The sequence below is a fragment of the Janthinobacterium sp. CG3 genome, from assembly GCF_000344615.1.
GTDB lineage: Bacteria > Pseudomonadota > Gammaproteobacteria > Burkholderiales > Burkholderiaceae_D > Janthinobacterium.
The window spans coordinates 4,748,367-4,769,348 of record NZ_KB467824.1 but is presented as its reverse complement, the minus strand read 5'-3'; the positions used below and the strand labels follow the sequence as shown (position 1 = coordinate 4,769,348).

Here is a 20,982-nt window from a genome sequence, read left to right as displayed (position 1 = left end):
GCATAGCCGCGGGGTCAGCCGTCGATCACCTTGCGGGCGAACGATTCCAGGTAGTCCATCAGCGCGTCGGCGCCGGCCACCGCGGCGTCGGCGTCGGCGGCGGCGATGGCTTCAGCCAGTTGAACATGGCAGGCGGCGCCCTGTTCGATGTCGCCCTCGTGCTGGAAGGCGTACCAGAAGCGCCGGCACTTGATCACCAGCGGCACCACCGCCGCCACCGCCGACCGGTTGCGGCAGGCTTCATGGGTAACGTGGTCGAGCGCCTGGTCGGCCAGCATGTAGGCTTTCAAGTCGCCCTTGGCGGCGGCCGCGACCATCTTTTGCGCGCTCGCCAGGATCGCCTTGCGCAGCGCCGGCGCGGCCCGGCGCGCGGCGCTGGCGGCGATCAGGCGTTCCAGCACGCGGCGCGTTTCGATCAAAGTCAGGTGTTCGGCGGCCTCGATGGCGCTGACTGTCAAGCCGCGCCGCGGCAACTGGTCGATCAAGCCGTTGGCGACCATGCGCATCAGCGCCTCGCGCACCGGCGTGCGGCCCATGCCGGTGCCTTCGACCAGATCGGCTTCGACGATGGGCGCGCCGGGCTTCAGTTGCAGCGTCACGATCATGCTCTCGATGCGGTCGTAGGCGACATCGGCGGCGCGCGCCTTGGATGCGGGCGGCTTGCCGTCGGCGGAAATGAAGGTCATGGGGGGAGTGCTCCGGGGTGGCGGCTAAAAACCCATCATAATATATTCGCCGGATATTTAACACGGCCGCCGGTACTGCGAAACCGGGGACAGACCACGATTTCCGAGAAACTCTTTCTCGGAAATCGTGGTCTGTCCCCGGTTTATACGTTACGGCCAGATCGCCCGCAGCAGCGCCGCCAGGTGGTAGCCGCCCTTGACCAGCTGCGCCTTGGCCAGCGCCGAACTCGGCACGGGGTAGTTGTGCGGCACCTCGAGCGCCCAGACGTGGTAGTTGTCGCCGTTCTTGCCGGTTTGCAGACTGGCCCGGCCCGGCGTGACGTCGGCGTAGGCCAGTTTCGACGCTTGCAGCGCGTCGTCGGCCCACTGGTACGGCCAGCCCGCCGGCGCGCCGGTGTTGGCGGCGACGACGGGCTGGCCGCCGATGACGATCTGCGCGAACTGCTGCGGCGTGCGCGCGCCGACGCGGCGCATCGCGTAATCGACCACGGTGGTGTCCCAATACGAGTGGAAGGGCTTGGCCGTCGCTTTCAAGGCCGGACCGGCGTCGCCGTCCAGCGGCGCCGGAGCCGGCGGAATCAGGCCGGCGCTGGCGGCGGCCAGCTTGGCGTCGTCGAGCAGCAGGTTGTTGCCGCCGCGCGCGTCGAATATATTGACCGCGTCGATCTGGCCGTGCGCGCCCGGCACCACGAAGCCGCCGTCCTTGCCGACGTAGGCGGCGCCCACGTGCAGCGGCTGGTGGATGTCGCCGGCCAGGTGGGTCAGCAACAGCAGCGCCTGGCGCCGGCTGAAACGGCGCGGGTTCGAGACGGCGTCGTCCCTGCCCTGCAGCACCGCGATGGTCTGCTTGAGCGTCTGCACGATGTCGTTGCCGGCGCTGCCGACGGCGCCGTCGTGGTAGTGCGCGTGCTGGAACGGGATGTCGGTGTAATGGTATTGGCTGTGCTTGGGGTTGGCCGCGGTGTACTCGAGCATCTCCGCCGTCTGCGCGCCGCAATACGTGCCCTTGACGCAGTCGGCCCAGACCGCGACCTTCTCCAAGCTCTCGCCGGCCCGCAGCAGGGCCGCCACCTGGCGCTGCGCGTTCGAGCCCTTGATCAACTGGTCGGCGATGGCGCCGACGGCGCGGTGGCCGTCGTTGCCCCAGGCCGCCGCCGGGAACGGGGCGAACGCGCCGGCCAGCGCCAGCACGCATGCGCATGTCTTGATCATTTTGCTATCCTCATCAAAAAGCCGCGGCGCAGGCCGGCGCCGCTCATGCTCATTGCACCCGCTGGATGCGGCCGGCGGGCGCCGCGCGGCCGGCCGGCACGCCGGCCCGGTCGCGCTGGCTCAGGTAGTCGGTCAGCGCGTCGCCGTCGCGGATGCCCGTATTAACCCGGTCGCCGCCCTGGTTGAACATCGGAAAACTGTCGCCGCCCTCGGCCAGGAAGTTGTTCACCGCAACACGATAAACCTTGGCATCCTCCAGCGGCGCGCCGTTCAGGCGCACGCTGCCGGGCAGCACGCGCTGGCCCTGCGCCCGCCGGGCGTCCCAACGGTAGGCAAAGCCGTCCGACACCTGCAACAGGCCGCGCGAGTCGGCCTTGTCCTGCACCCATTGCTGTTCGAGCAAGGCGCGGATTTGCGCGCCGCTCAGGCTCATCGTGACCAAGGTGTTGGCGAACGGCAGCACCATCTGGCATTGCCCCACCGTGCTGACCAGGTCGGCGCCGGCGTCGAGGTCTTTGCGTATGCCGCCATTGTTCATGAAGGCGATCTGCGCGCCGGCGGACCGGGTCGCCGCCAGCGCGGAGTCCGCCACCAGGTTGCCCAGCGCCGACTCGCCGGCGTCGTTGCGTTCGCGCGTGACGCTGGCCACGGCCAGCCGGGCCACCGGTTTCGACAGCACCGCCGCGCTGCGCTCCCTGACGCTCTTCAAATACTCTTCCATGACCAGGTCTGGCGGATAGGTGCCCTGGGTCATGACGACGTTGCGCGCGCTGGCCTCGCGCACGCTGTTGCTGACGGGATCGACGCTGAGCTTGATGCGCGAGAGCACGTGCCCGCCCATCTCGGCCTGGGTCACGAGGCGGCCGTCGACGCGGCAGGTGTAGCCGGTGTGCGAATGGCCGCTGACGACGACGCTGATAGCCGGGTCGAGGCGCTTGGCGATATCGACCACCGGGCCGCCCAGGTTGGCGCAGTCTGGCTGGTCGAAATAGTCGGCGCTGTGGCCGCCCTGGTGCACCAGCAGCACGAACACGCCGACGCCCTGCTCGCGCAACTCCGGCAGCACGCGGTTGACGGCGTCGGCCTCGTCGATGAATTCCAGGCCGGCGATGCTGGACGCCAGCACCACCGAGGCGGTGTCCTTGAGCACCGCGCCGATCAAGCCGATCTTAACCCCGCGCACCGTTTCAATCCGGTAGGCCGGCATGAAGGGCTTGCCGCTGGCGCGGTCGAGCACGTTGGCGGCCAGGTAGCTGAACTTGGCGCCGTGGAAAAACGGCTCGAACTGGCAGGCTTGTTGCGGCCGGGTCGAGACGCAGCCGCCTTCCTGCTGGCGCAGCAGTTCCAGGCGGCCTTGGTCGAATTCGTGGTTGCCGAGCGAGCTGGCGCGCAGGCCCAGCAGGTTCAGCGCGGCGATGCTGGGTTCGTCCGCCCACATCGACGACATCGCCGGGCTGCCGCCGACCAGGTCGCCGGCGCCGATCAGCAGCAGTTCGCGGTCCTCCTGGCGCCACGCCTGCAACGCCGCCGCCAACGTGTCGACGCCGCCGGCCTCGATGGTGTGCTGGGTCTTGTCGAGCACGCTGGTGTAGCGGAATTTACTGCTGTCGAGGTTGCCGTGGAAGTCGTTCAGCGCGACCAGGTTGATCTCCACCGGCGCGGTGGAGCGGCTGGCGCAGCCGGACAGGGCCAAAGCGAGGGCGACGGCGGCGGCGAGGGGGCGGAGGAAGTTTGTCATGGTCTAGCCGGAAGGAATATTTTTCAAAAAACAATAGGGTACATCAGCTGCGCCGGCGCAGCCCCAAAAAAAACGGCCGGTGTCGCCGCCAGCCGTTTCGCTACGATGCGGCACCCGCGGCGCCAAGGCGCGCGGCTCCCCGCAGCGAGACAATTAGAATTCGTACTTTACCGTGGCCTGGATCGCCCACTGCGATTCGCCCTTGGCCTGGCGAACTTCGTAGTCTTCCACCTTGTCCTTCACTTGATACACGTAGCGGCCGTCGACCATGCCGCCATAGTCGACGAAGCTGCGCGACTGGCCACCGCTGGTGGCGAAGCCGATCTCGTTGATACGACCCCATTTTTTGTTGATCATATTGCCGACGTTGAAGAAATCCAGGGTCAGGATGCCTTTGTTCCCTTTGAAGAAACCCGGGACTTCCTGGCTGACACGCATGTCAATACTATTCGTCCATGGCGAGAAACTATCGTTGCGGCTGGTAAGCTGGCCGATCGAGCGCTTCAATTCCTTGTTGCCGTTGACGACGGACCAGAAGCGGTCTTCGTTCAGATGGCTGCTGGCGGTGTCGCCGGCGAACACCACTTCGCCCGAACCCGGCGCCTTGGGAATGTACATCAGGTCGTTGCCGGCCTGGCCGTCGCCGTTCAAGTCGTTGTTGTAGGTCCAGCTGTACGGCTTGCCCTTGCGTCCCTCGTAGAACACGCCCACCGTGGTCTTGTAGCTCGAGAAGAAGCGATGCTGCCAGTTCACCATGGCGTTGATGCGGTCCTTCACCAGGTAGCTCGAATTGGCCAGCTTCTCCTCGTTCGGATGGAACACCGCGCGGGCGGCCCAGTTCGAGTTCGACACCGACGACGTCAGCGGCGACACCTCGGTGGCGTCGGTGTAGGTGTACGACATCGACCAGCCTATGCCCTGGCTCAGCGGACGGCTCAGCGACAGGGTGGCGAGGTTGCCGCCGCCCTTCTCGGTTTTTTGCGCCACCAGGACGTTGTTGAAGCTCTTGTTGTTATACGCGCGGGTGCGCACGCCGCAGGCGGACACCAGCGTACCGTTGTTCTGCCAGCAAGCAGTGTCGTATCCATTGTCCGTGTAGAAGAGCTCGCGGCCGTCGCGGCCGATGCGCGACGCCACGCCCAGGTTTTTATGCTGGTAATAGATCGCGTCCTTGGTTTTGGTGTACATGTACTCCGCGCCGAACACCATGCCGTACCAAGGCAACTGGTGTTCAAACGCCAGGTTCGATTTCCACACCGACGGCTGGCGCATGTCCGGCGACAGGAAGTCGACGTTGGCGGCCGGCTGCGCGCCGACGAAGCTGACCGGCTGCTTGGACGGGTCGGTACTGAAGGTGCCGTCCGTGGTAGGGCAAGGCTTGAAGGAACCGCCGCAACCGACAATGCGGGTGGCCACGCCGGAGTTGCTGAACGGGTTGGCCAGCCAGACGTTGGCCGCCGCGCCCTGGAACAGGCCGGCGCCGCCGCGCACCTGCATCGGGCGCGCGCTGTCGAAGGTGTAGTTGAAGCCGACCCGCGGCTGCACCAGGTTTTGGCCATCAATGGTTTGGGTGTTGTCCAGCCCGAAACCGCCGGTCTGGTTGGTCTTGCTGGCGGCGTTGCCGGCCACCATGGGCGCGGCGGCGGCGGCATTGGCCGCCGGACGGTCGCCGAGGCGGGCCGCGTCCACCCGCACGCCGTAGCTGACGGTCAACTGCTTGTTGACGGTCCAGGTGTCCTGGGCGAAGAAGCCGTAGTTTTGCAGGGTGAAGCGCGCCACGGCGGCGTCGAACTTGTCGCCGCTGGCCGGCACTTGCACCATATAACTCGACGGGCGGCCACGGCGGAAGTTGTCCAGGATAACTTGCTCTTCCAGCGCCGCGCTCAAGCCCGAACCGCAGACGATCGGGCTTGCGCTGAACGCATATTTTCCGGAGATGCAACCGAAGGTGTAGTTGCCGTTAACGTTCTGCAAATACGCGTTATACACGTCGTTTTTGCTGTAATCGCCGCCGAATTTCACTTCATGGTCGCCTAGCGCCCAGTTCGCGCCCAGGTAGGCGTCCTTGGTCTTGGTGCCCAGCACGTTGTTCTGGTTGCTTTGCTCGGTGCCGAAATTGAGGTAGCGCTTGTCCACCTTGATGCTGGAAGGCGAACCCGGCGGCAAGGCGCCGGCGAACAGCAGGCCGACCGCCGGCGACGTCGAGTTGTTGACGGGGATGCTATTGAAGTCGCGCGCCGACACCTTGAACTCGGTGGTGAACGTCGGGGTCCAGTCGGCAAACCACTGGCCGACCAGGGTTTCGACATCCTTCTTCTGGGTGTTCCATTGCGAGCTGAGCGACAGCGAGGTGGCGCTAATGCCGGGGAACCGCGGCTCGGACTGCGTGGTCTTCGAATAACGCATCATCGCGCGGTGCGTATCGCTGATGTTCCAGTCCAGCTTGAGCAGGGTGTCTTTCACCGACATCTCCGGCGTGCCCGGCACCTCGGCCGTGCCGACATCCCAGCCGTGCGCCGACTTGGCGATCTCTTGCGCGCTGGAGATGGTCGACGGGGTGATGCCGACATTGGTTTTCGGGCCGCCCAGCGGGCTGAAGGCTGGCGTGGTACGGGTGCTGATCAGCTCTTCGACGTTGGCGAAGAAGAACAATTTATCCTTGATCAAGGGGCCGCCAAGCGTCGCGCCCTTGGTGGTTTCGCGGAACGGCGGCGCCTCATAGTACTCGCCGGTGGTGGCGTTAAAGCGCTCGCCCACCATGCTGTCGTTACGGAAAACGTAATAAACGCTGCCCTTGACGGTGTTGGTGCCCGACTTCGTGGCGGCGTTAACGTTGCCGCCCGTATAGCCTTTTTGCGTGACGTCGTAATTGGCCACGTTTACCTGCACCGACTGGATCGCCTCGATAGAAATCGGCTGCTTCGCCGTCGGGCTGCCGCTTGGCTCCAGGCCGAAGGTGTCGTTGACGGCCACGCCGTCGATGGTCAGCGAGTTGTAGCGCGAGTTCTGGCCGCCGACCGACATTTCGCCGCGCTCCTTGTCGGTTTGCGACACGCGCGGATCGGACCGCGCATAGTCTTGCAAATTGCGCTGGATGGACGCCTGCATCGCCAGTTCGGTCGCGCTGATGCTGGTGCCGGCGCCCATGTTGGACTTGCTGAACTTGTCGGAACGGGCCGCGTTGCCGGTGACGGTCACCGACTGGATGGGCGCGCCCAGGGTGGCGTCGACGTTGGAGGTTTCGGCCAGTTGCACAAACACGCCCTCGCGTTTTTCGACCACGCCGTTTTTGCTGACCGTGATCGTGTACGGACCACCGGCGCGCAAGCCGCGCGCCACGTAACGGCCTTCGGCGTCGGTGACGACGTGGCTGATCGAGCCGGACTCGGTGTGCACGATGGTGACGGTGGCGCCGCCGGCCGGCTGGCCGTCGCTGCCGGAAATGCGCCCGCCGATGGCGGACGTGGTGTTCTGGGCGAAGGACGGTGCCACCGCCAACGCGATAGCCAGGCTTAGCGCTATCTGCGTCAGCCGAAACCGTTTGTGATTGATCATGGTAGTACCCCTAAAAAACTGTTTTATTTTGTGGGATCGGTACGCGGTCAGCGCGACACCCCCCGTTTTTACTGTGCTGTAGCTATCCCGTTACGGGCGTGAGGCGAGAGTGTAATGATCAAATATGTCAAGGCCATGACACATTTCCAGCGGCACGAAGACACAAAAAACACGCTGTCGACGCGGCCTCGCGGCGCGGGCGTAGTGGGGCTAAAGCATCTTAAAAACATGCTATAAAGCGATAATTTTAACGATTTAACATCGCTTGTCGCCCCACTATGCATCAAGCTAAATTGGATGACAAATACGTTTTATTTTACGTATTTATATATAAATAGTATAAATAACGCAATACGCAACGGACACGTCGCGGCGTCGTTAAAAGGCAGTGTTGATAGCGCTATCACGCAAGGGAGTGCGGCCGGCGAGTCCGGCCGCGTACTGTTCACACCGGCGGCGCGCCCGGGGGGGCGCCGCCGCACACCGCAATATTATGGTTTCGCGGCTGTGGTATTTTTGTGCGCCGCGGCGATATCCGCCTCGAACTGGGTGAAACGTCCGTCCAGGGCCTTGATCAGGCGCTGTTTGTCGCCAGCGGCGAGGAAGGAATAGCGCAGGCTGTTATACGACAGCTTTTTGACCTCGGCGTAGTCGGTCTTATAGCGGCTGGCAAACAACACGTATTCACCCGACAGATTGTTGCGCGCCACGCCGGGATCGTCGGTCGAGATGACAAACGGCACGCCGTACTTGCGGTACAGCGTCAGCGGATGGGCCTGGTTCTTGACGCCGGCGATGAAGTCGTTGCTGGTCAAATTGATTTCAACCGGGATGCCGCGCTCGCGCATTGTTTTCATGATGCCCAGCGCGTTCGTTTCATGCGCCAGGTCGATGCCGTGGCCGATGCGGTCGGCGCCGGCCACCGTGATGGCGTCGTTGATGTGGAAGGTCAAGCCTTCCGGCGGCACCATGCCCAGCGCCAGTTCGCCGGCGTGCAGCGCCAGCTTGACGGACGGATACTTGGTCTTCAAGAACTTGAACATCTGCATGTGCAGCGCGTAGTCGCGCATCGAGACGCTGAAGTTTTCCGCGCCGACGATGTTGACGCCGACTATCTGCGGGCTTTGGCTGGCCAGCTGGAAACCGGCCAGCATCGACGAAAACACTTGCGACGGCGACAGGAAGCGCAGCACGTAAGCCTGGTAGCGCATGGTGAAGCGGGCGTCGTCGACGCCGGCGCTGCTGGCCTTGACGTTGGCCAGGTAATTGGCGATGTTTTGCTTGAAGGCGGCGTCCTGCTCCAGCGTGGCGCTCCAGGCCGTCAGCTGCGCGGCCAGGTCGGCGCCGGGTTGCGCCACCTTCCGGTCGAAATCGGCGCTTTGGGTGAACGGCGCCAGCTCGAAAATGGTTTCGATGTAGCCGAGGTTTTCCTGCAGCGCGCGCTGTTTCAGCGTCAGCAGGCCCTCGTTGGTGTTGCTCGACGCGACAGGGCCGAAATAACCGAAGGTGTCGAAGAATTGGCGGTCCGGCGGCGCTTGCAGCGCGCCGTGGTTGGCGTAATCCTTGATCGACCAGCGCTGCAACAATTCGCGGTACATGGCGTTGTCGCCGATGACTTCGCTCGATGACAGGCAACTGCCCTTGGCGCGGCCGGCGGCGATGGCCGCAGCGTCGGTAACAATCTGGTAGCTGGCCTTGTCGACGCAGAAGCGCTGCTTGTCGACCCACTCCAGGTATTGCTCGGCGTAGATGGCGCCCGAGTAATGGTGGTGCAAATCCCCGCCCTTCGGCATCATCGAAAAGAACATGGTCAGCTCGGCCGTTTTCGGCTGCGGGCCGGCCAGCAGCTCGGCGAAATGGCGTTTCGTGATGTCTTCGTTCGACACCGGCGGGGCGGCGTTGGCGCCGCCGGCGATGGCCAGCGCGATCATCAGGCCGGGGAGTTTCTTTTGCATGTGTTGCTTTCGTTGGATTGGGGGGGGCGGCAGCCTCCGGGAATGCGCCGCCGGTAATCCAACGACCTTCTTAGCCGGCGACGCGTTGGTGCACCCGGCGCCCGGCGGCGTAGGTGGCCGCGACCGTGCGGTCGTCGCCCAGCAGCGCCAGCGCGAACAACAACTCTTCCAGGCTGTTGCAGCGCTCGGTGCGGCGCGCCAGCAGCGGCGTCGCCTTCGGGTCGAGGACGATGAAGTCCGCTTCCGCGCCGGCGACGAAGTTGCCGATCGTGCCTTCGAGCTGCAAGCTGCGCGCACCGCCCAGTGTCGCCAGGTAAAACATACGCATTGCCGGCAGATAACTGCCTTTCATGCGCGCTACTTTATAGGCTTCATTCATCGTTTGCAACATCGAGAACGTGGTGCCGCCGCCGACGTCGGTCGCCAGCGACAGCGGCACGCGGGCCGCGTCGGCGCGCTCGAAGTCGAACAGGCCGCTGCCGAGGAACAGGTTGGAGGTCGGGCAGATCGCCGCCGCCGACTGGGTTTCGGCCATGCGTTCGCGGTCGCGCTCGTCGAGCCAGATGCAATGGCCGAACACCGCGCGCGGACGCAGCATACCGTAGTGGTCGTAGACGTCGATGTAGCTGCGCGAATGCGGAAACAGCGACTGCACCCATTTGCACTCGTCCAGGTTTTCCGACACGTGGGTTTGCAGATAGGTGTCCGGGTAGGCGCGCGCCAGCTCGCCGGCCAGTTCCAGCTGGGCTTCGGTCGAGGTCGGGGCGAACCGCGGCGTGATCGCGTACAGCGCGCGGCCGCGCTTGTGCCAGCGCTTGATCAAGTCCTCGGTCTGGCGGGCGCCGCTCTCGGCGGTGTCGCGCAGGAATTCCGGGCAGTTGCGGTCCATCATCACCTTGCCGGCCACCATGCGCAACTGGCGCGCTTCGCTGGCGCTGAAGAAGGCGTCCACCGATTCTGGATGCACGGTGCAATACACCATGGCCGTCGTGGTGCCGCAGCGCAGCAGCTCGTCGAGGAAGAACTCGGCGACGTCGCGCGCGTGCGCCGGGTCGGAAAACTGGCGCTCGGTCGGGAAGGTGTAGGTTTCCAGCCACGGCAGCAGGCCCGGCGCGGGCGAGGCGATCATGTCGGTTTGCGGGAAATGCACGTGGGTGTCGATAAAGCCGGGCATGATGACCTTGCCGCGGTAGTCGAGCACGTCGGTGCCGGGCGGCAGGCTGGCGTGCAGCTGGGCGTAATCGCCGGCCGCCTGGATTTTGCCGTCGGCGACCAGCAGCAGGCCGTCTTCAAACCAGCTATGGGCTTGCTCGTTGAAGGCGGGATCGGCGTGGAAGTGCAGCAAGCTGGCCCGGTAGGCTTGCAAGGTGGTTGTTGCAGTAGACATGAAATCTTTCTTTTACTTGTACTGGTGAGTTGCTTTGGACGCGCCGCCGGAGGCTACCAGCCTGAGCGGTGCGGTGGTGCCGGAGGCCGCCGCAGCAGCCTCCCACACCGTGATGAGTTGCGCGGCGACGGCGATGGCGATCACCGCCGGCGCCTTGTTGGTAATACCGGGCATGCCGATCGGGCACACCATCGCGTCGATGCGCTCGGCGGCCACGCCGCGCGCGCGCAGCCGGTGCTCGAACTGCTTGCGCTTGGTCTGCGAGCCGATCAGGCCGAACCAGCCAACGTCGGCGCGCGCCATGATGGCCTCGGTCAGGCGCTGGTCGAGCGCGTGGCTGTGCGTCATGACCAGGAAACTGCCGCCGGCCGGCGCCTCGCCGACCAGCGCCTCCGGGGTGTCGGACGCTTCGATGCGGACATTGCCGGGCACCGTTGCGGGAAACATGTCTTCGCGCTCGTCGACCCAGGTGACGTTGCACGGCAACTCGGCCAGCGCGCGCACGATGGCCGCGCCGACGTGGCCGGCGCCGAACAAGGTCAGATGGGCGCGCGGCGCCAGGCACGGGTCGACCAGCCAGCGCCGCCCGGCCTCGTCGCGCAGCACGTGGGCGGCGCGTTCGCGCGCAAACGCCGACGGCACCACCAGGTCGGCGCCCGTGATGGTCTTGCCGGCCGCGTCGAACAAGGCCGAGGCGGCCGCGCCGTCGATGGCGCTGACGCGCCAGCTATCTTCCTGGCGGCGCTGGCGCAAGGCGTCCAGCACCGCCAGCAGGCCGGCGTCGACGCGTTCGAACGCCAGGTGCACGACGCCGCCGCAGCACTGGCCCAGGCTGGGGCCGAGCGCAAACCGTTCAATGCGGGCCGGCGCGGCGTCGCCCGCCAGCATGCCGCGCGCGACTTCGATGGCGCGCATTTCCAGGTGGCCGCCGCCGATGGTGTCGAATAAGCGATCGGCGCTCACCAGCATTTTCGCGCCGGCTTCGCGCGGGCCGGAACCCTCGACGATCGCCACCGTCACCAGCACTGCGGCTTGATCGCCGGCGCTTGTCAGCCAGTTATCCATCACGCCATCCCTTCGATTGCCGACTCGACCGCGGCGATGGCCTTGAGGATTTCCTCGCTGGTGGCCGGCGCGTTCAGCGGCGGGTTGACGCGGTGGCCGGCGACGCTGGAGACGGCGTCGCGGATCGCGAAAAACACCGAAAACGGCAGCAGCAACGGCGGCTCGCCCACCGCCTTGGAGCGGTGGATACTGTCCTCCACGTTGCGGTTCTTAAACAGGCGCACGCGGAAGTCTTCCGGGCAATCGGAGACGCCCGGTATCTTGTACGTCGACGGCGCGTGCGTCATCAGCTTGCCGCCGGCGTTCCACCACAATTGCTCGGTCGTCAACCAGCCCATGCCCTGGATAAAGGCGCCTTCGACCTGGCCCAGGTCGATGGCCGGGTTGAGCGACTGGCCGGCGTCGTACAGCGCGTCGGCGCGCAACAGTTTCCACTCGCCGGTGAGGGTGTCGACCACCACTTCGGACACCGCCGCGCCGTAGGCGTAATACGAGAACGGGTGGCCGTTCATGGTTGTCGGGTTCCAGTGCAAATGCGGGGTGGCGTAGAAGCCGTCGGACCACAACTGCACCCGTGCCAGGTAAGCCTTTTGCACCAGTTCCGTGAACGGCAGGACATGCTCGTTCACGTGCACGGCGTTGTCGAAAAACGCGACGTCGGCCACGTCGCCACCGTACAGTTCGACAGCGTAGGCGCTCAGGCGTTCGCGGATTTGCCGGGCGGCGTCCTGCGCCGCCTTGCCGTTCAGGTCCGCGCCGGTCGAGGCCGCCGTCGCCGAGGTGTTGGCGACCTTGCTGGTGTCGGTGGCGGTGGCGCGCACATGCTCGAAGTCCAGGCCCAGTTCATGCGCGACCACCTGCAACACCTTGGTGTTGATGCCCTGCCCCATTTCGGTGCCGCCGTGGTTGACCAGCACCGAGCCGTCGACGTAGACGTGCACCAGCGCGCCGGCCTGGTTCAGATGCGTGACGTTGAAGGCGATGCCGAACTTGAGCGGGGTCAAGGCCAGGCCTTTTTTCAGCACCGGGCTGGTGGCGTTGAAGGCGTCGACGGCGGCGCGCCGGGCGCGGTATTCACTGCTGGCCTCCAGCTCGGCGCTCAATTCGACGATGACGTTGTCGACCACTTTCTGGCCGTAGGGCGTGACGTTGCGGCCCTCGGTGTCGTTGCGGCCGTAGAAATTCAGGCGGCGGATGTCGAGCGCGTCGCGGCCCAGGTTGCGGGCGATGTCGTCGATGATGTACTCGATGGCGATGGCGCCCTGCGGCCCGCCGAAGCCGCGGAAGGCGGTGTTAGACTGGGTGTTGGTCTTGCCGCAAGCGGCGCGGATATCGACGTCGGACAGGTAATAGGTATTGTCGAAATGGCAGACGGCGCGCGTGGCGACCGGGCCGGACAAGTCCGCCGAGAAACCGGCGCGCGACACCATGTCGACCTTGGCCGCGAGAATCTTGCCGTCGGCGTCGTAGCCGACTGTGTATTCATAAAAAAAGCAGTGGCGCTTGCCGGTGACGAGCATGTCGTCGTCGCGGTCGGCGCGCAGCTTGACCGGGCGCTTCAGCGCGGCGGCGGCGATGGCCGCGCACGCCGCCCACAGGCCGGACTGCGATTCCTTGCCGCCGAAACCGCCGCCCATGCGCCGGCATTCAACCGTGACGTTGTGCGCGTGCACGCCCAGCGTGTGCGCGACGATGTGCTGCATCTCGCTCGGGTGCTGCGTCGAGCACAGCACCAGCATGCCCCCGTCTTCCTTCGGGATCGCGTAGGAAATCTGCCCTTCCAGATAAAACTGTTCCTGGCCGCCCACATACAATTCGCCCTTGACGACGTGCGGCGCGCGCTCGAACGCGGCCTGGTAGTCGCCGCGCTTCAGGTGCATCGGCGGCAGCACGTACGACTGCGCCGCCTTGGCCGCCTGCGGCGTCATAATCGCCGGCAATTCCTCGTACGTCACATTGCCCAGGCGCGCGGCGCGGCGGGCGTTGTCGTGGCTGTCCGCGACGACGATGAAAATGGGCTGGCCGACGTATTGCACCAGGCCGTCGGCGAGGATGGGGTCGTCGTGGATGATCGGTCCGCAATCGTTGCTGCCGGGGATGTCGCGCGCGACGTAGGCGGCGACCACGCCGGCCGACTTGCGCACCGCCGCCAGGTCGATGGCGACGATCTTCGCGTGCGGCTTTTGCGACAGGCCGAGCGCGGCGTGCAGCGTGCCTTGCAGTTCGGGAATGTCGTCGGTATAGGTGGCCTGGCCAAGCACGTGCAACTGCGCCGACTCGTGCGGACGCGCAACGCCGACCGCCGCCCACGCCGCTTTCAATTCTGGTACGCCTGGATGGTTCATGCTGATTCCTCGAAATTATGCGCGGCAGGCAAAAGCGTTGACGCCGGTAACGGCCAGCGGCGCGTCGATACGGGTTTCAAACCAGAAACGGCGCAGCAGGTTTTGCGCGCTTTTCATGCGGTAGGCGCTGGAGGCGCGCATGTCCGACAGCGGCGCGTAGTCTTGCTCCATCAACTTCATGGCGGCCTTCAAGTTGGCCTCGCTCCATTCCAGCCCGTCCAGGAAGGCTTCCGCGTGGGTGGCCCGCTTCGGCGTGGCCGCCATGCCGCCGAAGGCAATGCGCGCCTCTTTGATCAGGCCGCCGTCGAGGGTGAAGGCGAACGCCGCGCACACCGCCGAAATATCCTGGTCGTAACGCTTGGCCAGCTTGTAGGTGCGGAACTGCACGCCGGCGCGCGGCAAGGGCACGCGCACCGCTTCGACGAACTCGTCCGCCAGCAAGTCCTTCTTTTGATAGCCGAGGTAAAAGTCCTCCAGCGCCATCACGCGCTGGCCGGCGCTGCCGCGCAACACGATTTCACTGCCCAGCGCGATCATCCACGGCATCGAATCGCCGATCGGCGAGCCGTTGGCAACGTTGCCGCCCAAGGTGCCGGCGTTGCGGATGGGCAGCGACGCGAAACGCTGCCACATCTCGGACAGGTGCTCCCGGTAATGCACGCACAGCGCCTGGTAGGCGTCGTTCAAGGTGGCGCCGGCGCCGATTTCCAGCATGCCGTCGGTCGTGGTGATGCTTTTCAGGGAGTCGACTTGGCCCAGGTAGATGATGTCGCCCAGATCGCGCATCTGCTTGGTGACCCACAGGCCGACGTCGGTCGAGCCGGCCAGCAGCACCGCGCTTGGATGGGCGGCGCGCACCCGCACCAGCTCGTCGAGCGTGCGAGGCGCGTGGAACTGCCGGCCCTGGGCGCTGTATGTCGCCATCTCGCCGCGTTGCAGGGCCTGCAATTGCAGCGTCAGCGCCGCACGGTCGAGTTCGACGCGGGGATAGTCGCCCATGCGCTGGGCCGCTTCGATGATCGGGCGGTAGCCGGTGCAGCGGCACAAGTTGCCGGACAGGGCGTCGTCGATTTCGCGCCGTTGCGGCGTACATTCTTGCTTCAAATACATGCCCCACAGCGACATGGCGAAGCCGGGCGTGCAAAAGCCGCATTGGGAACCGTGGCATTCGACCAGCGCCTGCTGCACCGGATGCAGCGCGCCATCGGCCTGCTGCAAGTCTTCCACCGAAAACAAGGCCTTGCCGTCAAGCGTAGGCGTCAGTTGGATGCAGGAATTGACGGCCTTCAATTCCAGCTGGCCGTTCTGCAAGCTGCCGATGACCACCGTGCAGGCGCCGCAGTCGCCCTCGGCGCAACCTTCCTTGGTGCCGGTGCAATGCAAATCCTCGCGCAGGTGCTGTAGCACGGTTTGCGTCGGCGACACATTGGCGACTTCTTGCACGGCGCCGCGGTAGTAAAATCGAATCGGTTCTGACATGGTGGCCTCAGCTTTGTTTCAGCATTGTCTCAGCCTGCAGATTAACACCCGCGCGCCCCACCATTATGGTTTGACGCTGATGTCGCTTATCAGCCGAGTTACATATCACGCCAGTACCGGCCTACTTCACGTCGATTGCTTCATTTTACATACGGATGCGTCGAATGCCAGTGTTCGGCGATATCGATGCGGCGCGTGATCCACACCTGTTGGTGGCTTTGCACGTAGTCGAGGAAGCGCGCCAGGGCGGCGGCCCGCCCCGGCCGTCCCACCAGGCGGCAATGCAAGCCGACCGACAGCATCTTCGGCTGGTTCAGGCCGTTCGGATCGCCCTCCGCGTACAGCACGTCGAAGGCATCCTTCAGATAGTCGAAGAATTGCGTGCCGGAGTTGAAACCCTGCATCGCCGCGAAGCGCATATCGTTGGTGTCCAGCGTGTACGGCACCACCAGGTGCGGTTGCGACGCCGCCGCGCCGGACGCGTCGGTGTGGGCGACTTGCTCCCAGAACGGCAAATCGTCGCCGTAATAATCCGAGTCGTAACGGAAACCGCCATGCTCGACCACCAGCTTGCGCGTGTTCGGCGAATCGCGGCCGGTGTACCAGCCCTGCGGCGCGGCCCCGGTCAGGTCCTTGATGATGGCCATTGCCTCTTGCATATGCGCGCGCTCGGTGGCCTCGTCGACGTTCTGGTAGGAAATCCAGCGCAAACCGTGGCAGGCGATCTCGTGGCCCAGTTGCTGGAAGGCCGCGACGGCCTCCGGGTTGCGTTTCAGCGCCATCGCCACGCCGAACACCGTCAGCGGCAAGCCGCGGTCCTCGAACATGCGCAACAGGCGCCACAGACCGGCGCGCGAACCGTATTCGTAGATCGACTCCATGCTAAGGTGGCGCATCGGGAAGGCGGCCGCACCGATAATCTCGGACAGGAAGGTTTCGGACGCGGCGTCGCCGTGCAGGACGTTGTTTTCGCCGCCCTCTTCATAGTTCAGCACGAACTGCAGCGCGATGCGGGCGCGGTTCGGCCATTGCGGATGGGGCGGCGTGCGGCCGTAGCCGATCAAATCGCGCGGGTAATTATCGTAAGTGGTCATGGGGGCGGCGCCAATGTGAGTATATGCCCAATAATATAGTGACTGCGGCGTACCAGTATATGATTTACAAGATAAGCATTTTCAACTTCGACATATAGGAACGCACAATGGGCAAACTGAGCACACATGTATTGGACATCGCGCATGGCAAACCGGGAGCGGGCGTCAAGGTTGCCTTGTTCTCCGTCGGGGCGGAAGGCAAGGTGTTGTTGAAGATGGATGTCACCAACGCCGACGGCCGCTGCGGCGCGCCGCTGCTGGAAGGCGACACCATGAAAGCCGGCCAATACGAGCTGGTGTTCAACGCCGGCGATTATTTCGCGGCCCAGGGCGTGGAACTGCCCTCGCCGCGCTTCATCGACCTCGTCACGCTGGCCTTCGGCATTGCGCACGCCGACCAGAATTACCATGTGCCGCTGGTGGTGTCGCCATGGTCGTACTCGACCTATCGCGGCAGCTAACGATCAGCAATAGCGGTGCGGGCTGTCGCAATCTAAGTCGGCGTCGTCGTCCTTGAATACCACTGGGCCGTCCATTGTCATCTTGGCTTGCTTGCCGTCCCATTGGAGCCAGGGCGTGCTCTCGCTGCCAGACTCCGACGTTTGCCCGGATGGGGCCAAGACGATGCTGTCGCCGTCGATAACCGCCATGCCGATCACGTAGGTGTAAACGCTGCTGTCCTTGGCGGCCTTGCAACCGGAAAAGTCGAATGCGCATTCAACGATTTGATCACCGTATTCCATCCGCATTTTCGGTTTCAAGGAGGCCACCGACACGGCGCCATTCCCTACCGCTGAATACACGCTAAATACCAGCGCTACCCGGCCGCCGCAGTGCTGGGCGATGGCGGGATTCACTTCGACGGTTTCGGTAGCCGGCTCCTTGGCCGACGCCACTTTAATATCGCCGAGATGCTTGACGAAGGGGGCGCTGTCGAAGTCGCCAGGGAAATTCGGCGCCGAAACAAACTTCATCCGTCCATCCGCCAACAGAATGCCGACACGCAAGTCCAGGTCGTCGTTATCGTCCTCGCCGTCGCCGTTGTCTTCCCACGTCGCCTTCACCACCAGTTTGCGCGGCGCGGCTGGACCTTTCACCAGCGAGATAGAATGGCTTTGGCCGACCTTGGTCAAGCTCACTTTAGACAGTGAAATCTTGCTTGGCGCCGGAACCGGCGCCGCCGCTTCCACGGGTCCGGACTCGGCGCCGCCGAAATGCGCCAGCAACGCGGCCAAGCCACCCGAAAAGCCTTGGCCAACTGCACCAAAACGCCAAAGACCGTCGCGCTTATACACCTCGCCTACGATAACCGCTTTTTCATTGTCGAAATCGGCACCGGCAAAGTTGAATATCCCGGTACCGAGCGTCATCGAGCTTTGGCCCAATTGGCGCATGGTGCCCTCGCCGTCGATCGACGCGGCGAACACCAGGCGATGGATCGAATCCGGCAACTTGGCCACGTCCGTGACGAAGACCGATTTCTCGCCAGCCGTTTCCAGCGTCACCGCCCCGCCGGGACTGGCTTTTTGATTGAAAAACACCATATAGCGGTCGTCCGACAGCTTGCCGGCTTCATCCAAACCAAAGCAGGCGGCGTCCACCGATATGCCCGACGCCGCAAGATTCAGGGTGATCGGGAATGCGCCGGTGCATTCCATATCTGCCAACTTACCTTTTTGACCACGGCCGAAATCGCTCATTATCCTGCTCCTTGTGTTATCGGTTTGTGACCGGAACACCAGTCAGTTGTGGCGAATTATAGAAGATGGATGCAAAAACAGCGCGCACGCCGACGATAAGCTTAGCTGCCTGCTTAAAGCTTCAGCGTCAGCATCGTGACGCCAAACGCAAAAAACATCAGTGCGCTCAGGCGTGACAGCAGGCGGGCGGCGCCCGGCTGGCTTAGCCACGTTCTGGCCCTGGCCGCCAGCCCGGCGTACAGCCCGTGGACCAGAATCAGCACGATGCAATAGGTGGCGACAGCCGCTACCAGCGGCAGCGGCTGACCGGCCTTGCCCTCGGCGAGCTGCGGCAACACGGACAAGAAAAAGAACAGCGATTTGGGATTACTCGTCTGCAAGATAGCGCCTGCGACCATGCGTTTTTGCAGCGTCACGCCAGCGTCGCAATTGCCGCGCGCACCACCCAGCGCCTGCGACGTGCGGCTCCAAGTCTTATAGGACAGATAAAAAAGATACGCCACTCCGCAATATTTCAGCAGCACAAACAAGAGTGGAGAGGAGCGGATCAGCAGTCCGATGCCGGCGGCGGACAGCGCCGCCATCGCCGCCGCACCGATCGCCAGCCCTAGCACGCCATGCATTGCCGCTCGCCAGCCAGCGGCAATCGCGTTGTCCAAGGTCATCAGCACGCCTGGCCCGGGGCTTGACACGGTGAAGACGACCATGGCGACAAAAATCCAATAGGCTTGGTTCATCGCCCATCCCTGCTCAATTTGTAATATTTGATAGTGCAATTTCTGCATCTAGCCATCAACCGAGATTTTGGTATGATGTGTTGAATTTTCCTCAACTCCGTTCTCACATTACGATGAGTCTTCGTCCTCCGCTGAATGCCTTACACGTCTTTTGTGTCGTTGTTCAAGAGGGCGGCTTTCGCCAAGCCGCGCTGGCGCTGCACCTTACGCCAGGCGCGGTCAGCCGGCAAATCCAAACGCTGGAAGCACATCTGAAGCAGGTGCTATTCGACCGTGGCCTTGGCAGCTCGGCCACGCTGACGGCGCAAGGGCGACATCTACAGGAGCGCGTTGGCGACAAAATGGCGGCGATTAATGACGTGCTCGATCCTGGCGGCCGTGTTCAACGGCAGGGTTCCATCCTGGTCGACACCAGTGTGACGCTTGCGATGCACTGGTTAATTCCGCAGTTAGCGGATTTTAGGAAGCGTTACCTACATATTCATGTGCAGATCCGTACAGTCGACGGCAACATTAATCCATCCTCGCCGGCGGACGTGTTCTTGCGGCGCGACGTCAGTGAATTGCGCGGCCTGCCGGCGCAGACATTCATGCAGGAGCGCTCCGTGCTGGTATCGAGTCCTGAATTCATGTCGAATTTGCCTCCCGGCAGATCGGCGGACATGCGCTGGTTAAGCGGGGTGGCGCGCATCGGCGCGCGTTCCAGGCCCGACCTTTGGGCGGGCTGGAGCACAGCTCACGGCATGGATGCCAAGCCGCTGGAGCCGACGTTTGAGCTGGACAACACCGTGTTGGCGATAGAAGCGGCTAAACAGGGCCTGGGCGCTCTGGTTGTACCGGCGGCCTTCATCTCGACGATGCTACAGTCCAATGCACTCCAACTGCTTCATGCAACAGCCATCGATTCAGGCTCTTATTCGTTTGCGATTGGCCGCCATCAAGCTTCTTCACGGGTAGCGATTTTCACCGATTGGCTGAAGGCGCAAGGGGCACCGGAGATAACCCCCGCCTCATTGCTAAAGCTGACTGATTAGACTTCCGCGGAGGTCGCCACCAAGCGCACGCCGAGCAAGCCCATTACACCGCCAGCCACGCGGTCGACCCAGCTCTTGTAACGCAGATAGGTGTCGCGCGGCGAAGCGGACGACAGTAACGTGGCAACAATGCTGTACCAGCCTGCCTCGATCGTGAAAATCACTAGCGGCAGGGCCAGCATCAAGGCCACAGGCACCTCTTTCGGCAACAGCGAAGCGAAAATGCTGCCGTAACAAATCGCCGTCTTGGGATTGCTCAACTGCGCGGCTAGTCCCAGCAGGAAGGAACGTCGCAACGTCGGATGTGTTTCCTCGCCGGCGCCGGCCGACAGCATCAATGGCGAATTGGCACCCTTCCAAATTCGATACCCGATATAGGCCAGATAGGCACCGCCCGCCGCCTTCAATACGAGGTAAAGCACCGGTACGGAAGCCAGCAGCGCTTGTAGCCCCAGCAGCACGGCGACGGCAAAGATAGTACCGCCGATCCCCATCCCGAACGCGGCGGCCAGGCCGTTTGCGCGGCTCGACGTGACGGCGGTGCGGGCGATCATCACGAAGCTTGGTCCAGGGCTAATTGCGCCAATTGCGGTGGCGCTAGCGATACTAAGAAGCGTAATCATTGTGCTCATGATGGCCTTTTCTATCCAGGGGTGGGAAATGCGACCCCAATGATAGCGCGAGCAGGAAGCTTGGTGTGAATTTAATTGCCAAAAATAGAACAGCCTTGGAGCGCGACGGGCCGCCGACAAAAAACAAAGCCGACGAAAACGCGGACGGAAAAAAACCCCACCGGCGCCCGGCGCGATCTTGAGCACGCTGGGGCTGGTGGGGTTTTTTAATATAACAAGCCTGACGATAACCTACTTTCACACTGGTTGCAGCACTATCATCGGCGCAAAATTGTTTCACGGTCCTGTTCGGGATGGGAAGGGGTGGTACCAATTTGCTATGGTCATCAGGCATAACTTGTAAAACCATCTGCCCCGGGAATT

15 protein-coding genes and 1 rRNA gene are annotated in these 20,982 nt (G+C 63.6%); 2 read left to right on the top strand and 14 right to left on the bottom strand.

Translation table 11 applies throughout. The features are described 5' to 3' along the window. Positions 1-14: 14 nt before the first annotated feature. The 10 genes from JANGC3_RS0121195 to puuE all read right to left on the bottom strand — a co-directional run bounded on the left by JANGC3_RS0121195 (position 15) and on the right by puuE (position 16,516). Complete coding sequence (locus JANGC3_RS0121195; protein WP_017878494.1) at positions 15-686, bottom strand: GntR family transcriptional regulator; 672 nt, start codon at positions 684-686, stop codon at positions 15-17. A gap of 150 nt (positions 687-836) precedes the next feature. After that, complete coding sequence (locus JANGC3_RS0121190) at positions 837-1,898, bottom strand: S1/P1 nuclease (protein ID WP_017878493.1); 1,062 nt, start codon at positions 1,896-1,898, stop codon at positions 837-839. A 49-nt stretch (positions 1,899-1,947) separates the two neighbouring features. After that, entirely contained in the window at positions 1,948-3,636 is a 1,689-nt protein-coding gene (locus JANGC3_RS0121185) for a bifunctional metallophosphatase/5'-nucleotidase (protein WP_017878492.1), read from the bottom strand. A gap of 153 nt (positions 3,637-3,789) precedes the next feature. Next, the gene (locus JANGC3_RS0121180) at positions 3,790-7,191 is read right to left on the bottom strand and encodes a TonB-dependent receptor (protein ID WP_017878491.1); all 3,402 of its coding nucleotides are present in this window, start codon (positions 7,189-7,191) and stop codon (positions 3,790-3,792) included. A gap of 491 nt (positions 7,192-7,682) precedes the next feature. After that, positions 7,683-9,146 (bottom strand): hypothetical protein, encoded by a 1,464-nt coding sequence (locus JANGC3_RS0121175; protein WP_017878490.1) that lies wholly within the window; start codon positions 9,144-9,146, stop codon positions 7,683-7,685. Between the two features lie 70 nt (positions 9,147-9,216). Further along, complete coding sequence (gene guaD, locus JANGC3_RS0121170; protein ID WP_026133293.1) at positions 9,217-10,533, bottom strand: guanine deaminase; 1,317 nt, start codon at positions 10,531-10,533, stop codon at positions 9,217-9,219. A gap of 12 nt (positions 10,534-10,545) precedes the next feature. Continuing rightward, positions 10,546-11,598 (bottom strand): xanthine dehydrogenase accessory protein XdhC, encoded by a 1,053-nt coding sequence (gene xdhC / locus JANGC3_RS0121165; RefSeq protein ID WP_017878488.1) that lies wholly within the window; start codon positions 11,596-11,598, stop codon positions 10,546-10,548. After that, positions 11,598-13,943, bottom strand: a complete 2,346-nt coding sequence (xdhB, locus tag JANGC3_RS0121160) for a xanthine dehydrogenase molybdopterin binding subunit (RefSeq protein WP_026133292.1) — start codon at positions 13,941-13,943, stop codon at positions 11,598-11,600. Before xdhB ends, xdhC begins: the two co-directional genes overlap by 1 nt. Positions 13,944-13,958: 15 nt before the next feature. Further along, the gene (gene xdhA / locus JANGC3_RS0121155) at positions 13,959-15,422 is read right to left on the bottom strand and encodes a xanthine dehydrogenase small subunit (RefSeq protein WP_026133291.1); all 1,464 of its coding nucleotides are present in this window, start codon (positions 15,420-15,422) and stop codon (positions 13,959-13,961) included. 140 nt (positions 15,423-15,562) lie between these two features. Further along, positions 15,563-16,516: an allantoinase PuuE gene (gene puuE, locus JANGC3_RS0121150; RefSeq protein ID WP_017878485.1), complete on the bottom strand. Its 954-nt coding sequence runs from the start codon at positions 16,514-16,516 to the stop codon at positions 15,563-15,565. A 107-nt stretch (positions 16,517-16,623) separates the two neighbouring features. On the opposite strand from puuE, the gene uraH reads away from it, so the two are divergent. Further along, on the top strand, positions 16,624-16,977 hold the full coding sequence (gene uraH, locus JANGC3_RS0121145) for a hydroxyisourate hydrolase (RefSeq protein ID WP_017878484.1): 354 nt from the start codon (positions 16,624-16,626) through the stop codon (positions 16,975-16,977). Between the two features lie 3 nt (positions 16,978-16,980). Here the strand turns inward: uraH and JANGC3_RS29790 are convergent, their stop codons facing one another. Together JANGC3_RS29790 and JANGC3_RS0121135 are read right to left on the bottom strand one after the other, a co-directional pair. Then, positions 16,981-18,216 (bottom strand): TerD family protein, encoded by a 1,236-nt coding sequence (locus tag JANGC3_RS29790; protein ID WP_157406799.1) that lies wholly within the window; start codon positions 18,214-18,216, stop codon positions 16,981-16,983. Positions 18,217-18,329: 113 nt separating this feature from the next. Further along, positions 18,330-19,001 carry a LysE family translocator gene (locus JANGC3_RS0121135; protein ID WP_017878482.1) on the bottom strand — a complete coding sequence of 224 codons (672 nt, stop codon included), beginning with the start codon at positions 18,999-19,001 and terminating at the stop codon, positions 18,330-18,332. A 32-nt stretch (positions 19,002-19,033) separates the two neighbouring features. Between JANGC3_RS0121135 and JANGC3_RS0121130 the strand changes: the two genes are divergently transcribed. Further along, complete coding sequence (locus JANGC3_RS0121130; RefSeq protein WP_157406797.1) at positions 19,034-19,987, top strand: LysR family transcriptional regulator; 954 nt, start codon at positions 19,034-19,036, stop codon at positions 19,985-19,987. Here the strand turns inward: JANGC3_RS0121130 and JANGC3_RS0121125 are convergent. Both JANGC3_RS0121125 and rrf read right to left on the bottom strand, forming a co-directional pair. Next, positions 19,984-20,619 carry a LysE family translocator gene (locus JANGC3_RS0121125; protein WP_026133289.1) on the bottom strand — a complete coding sequence of 212 codons (636 nt, stop codon included), beginning with the start codon at positions 20,617-20,619 and terminating at the stop codon, positions 19,984-19,986. The genes JANGC3_RS0121130 and JANGC3_RS0121125 overlap by 4 nt on opposite strands. Positions 20,620-20,837: 218 nt before the next feature. Beyond that, positions 20,838-20,950: ribosomal RNA gene (gene rrf, locus JANGC3_RS0121120) — 5S ribosomal RNA — on the bottom strand. Between the last annotated feature and the right edge of the window lie 32 nt (positions 20,951-20,982).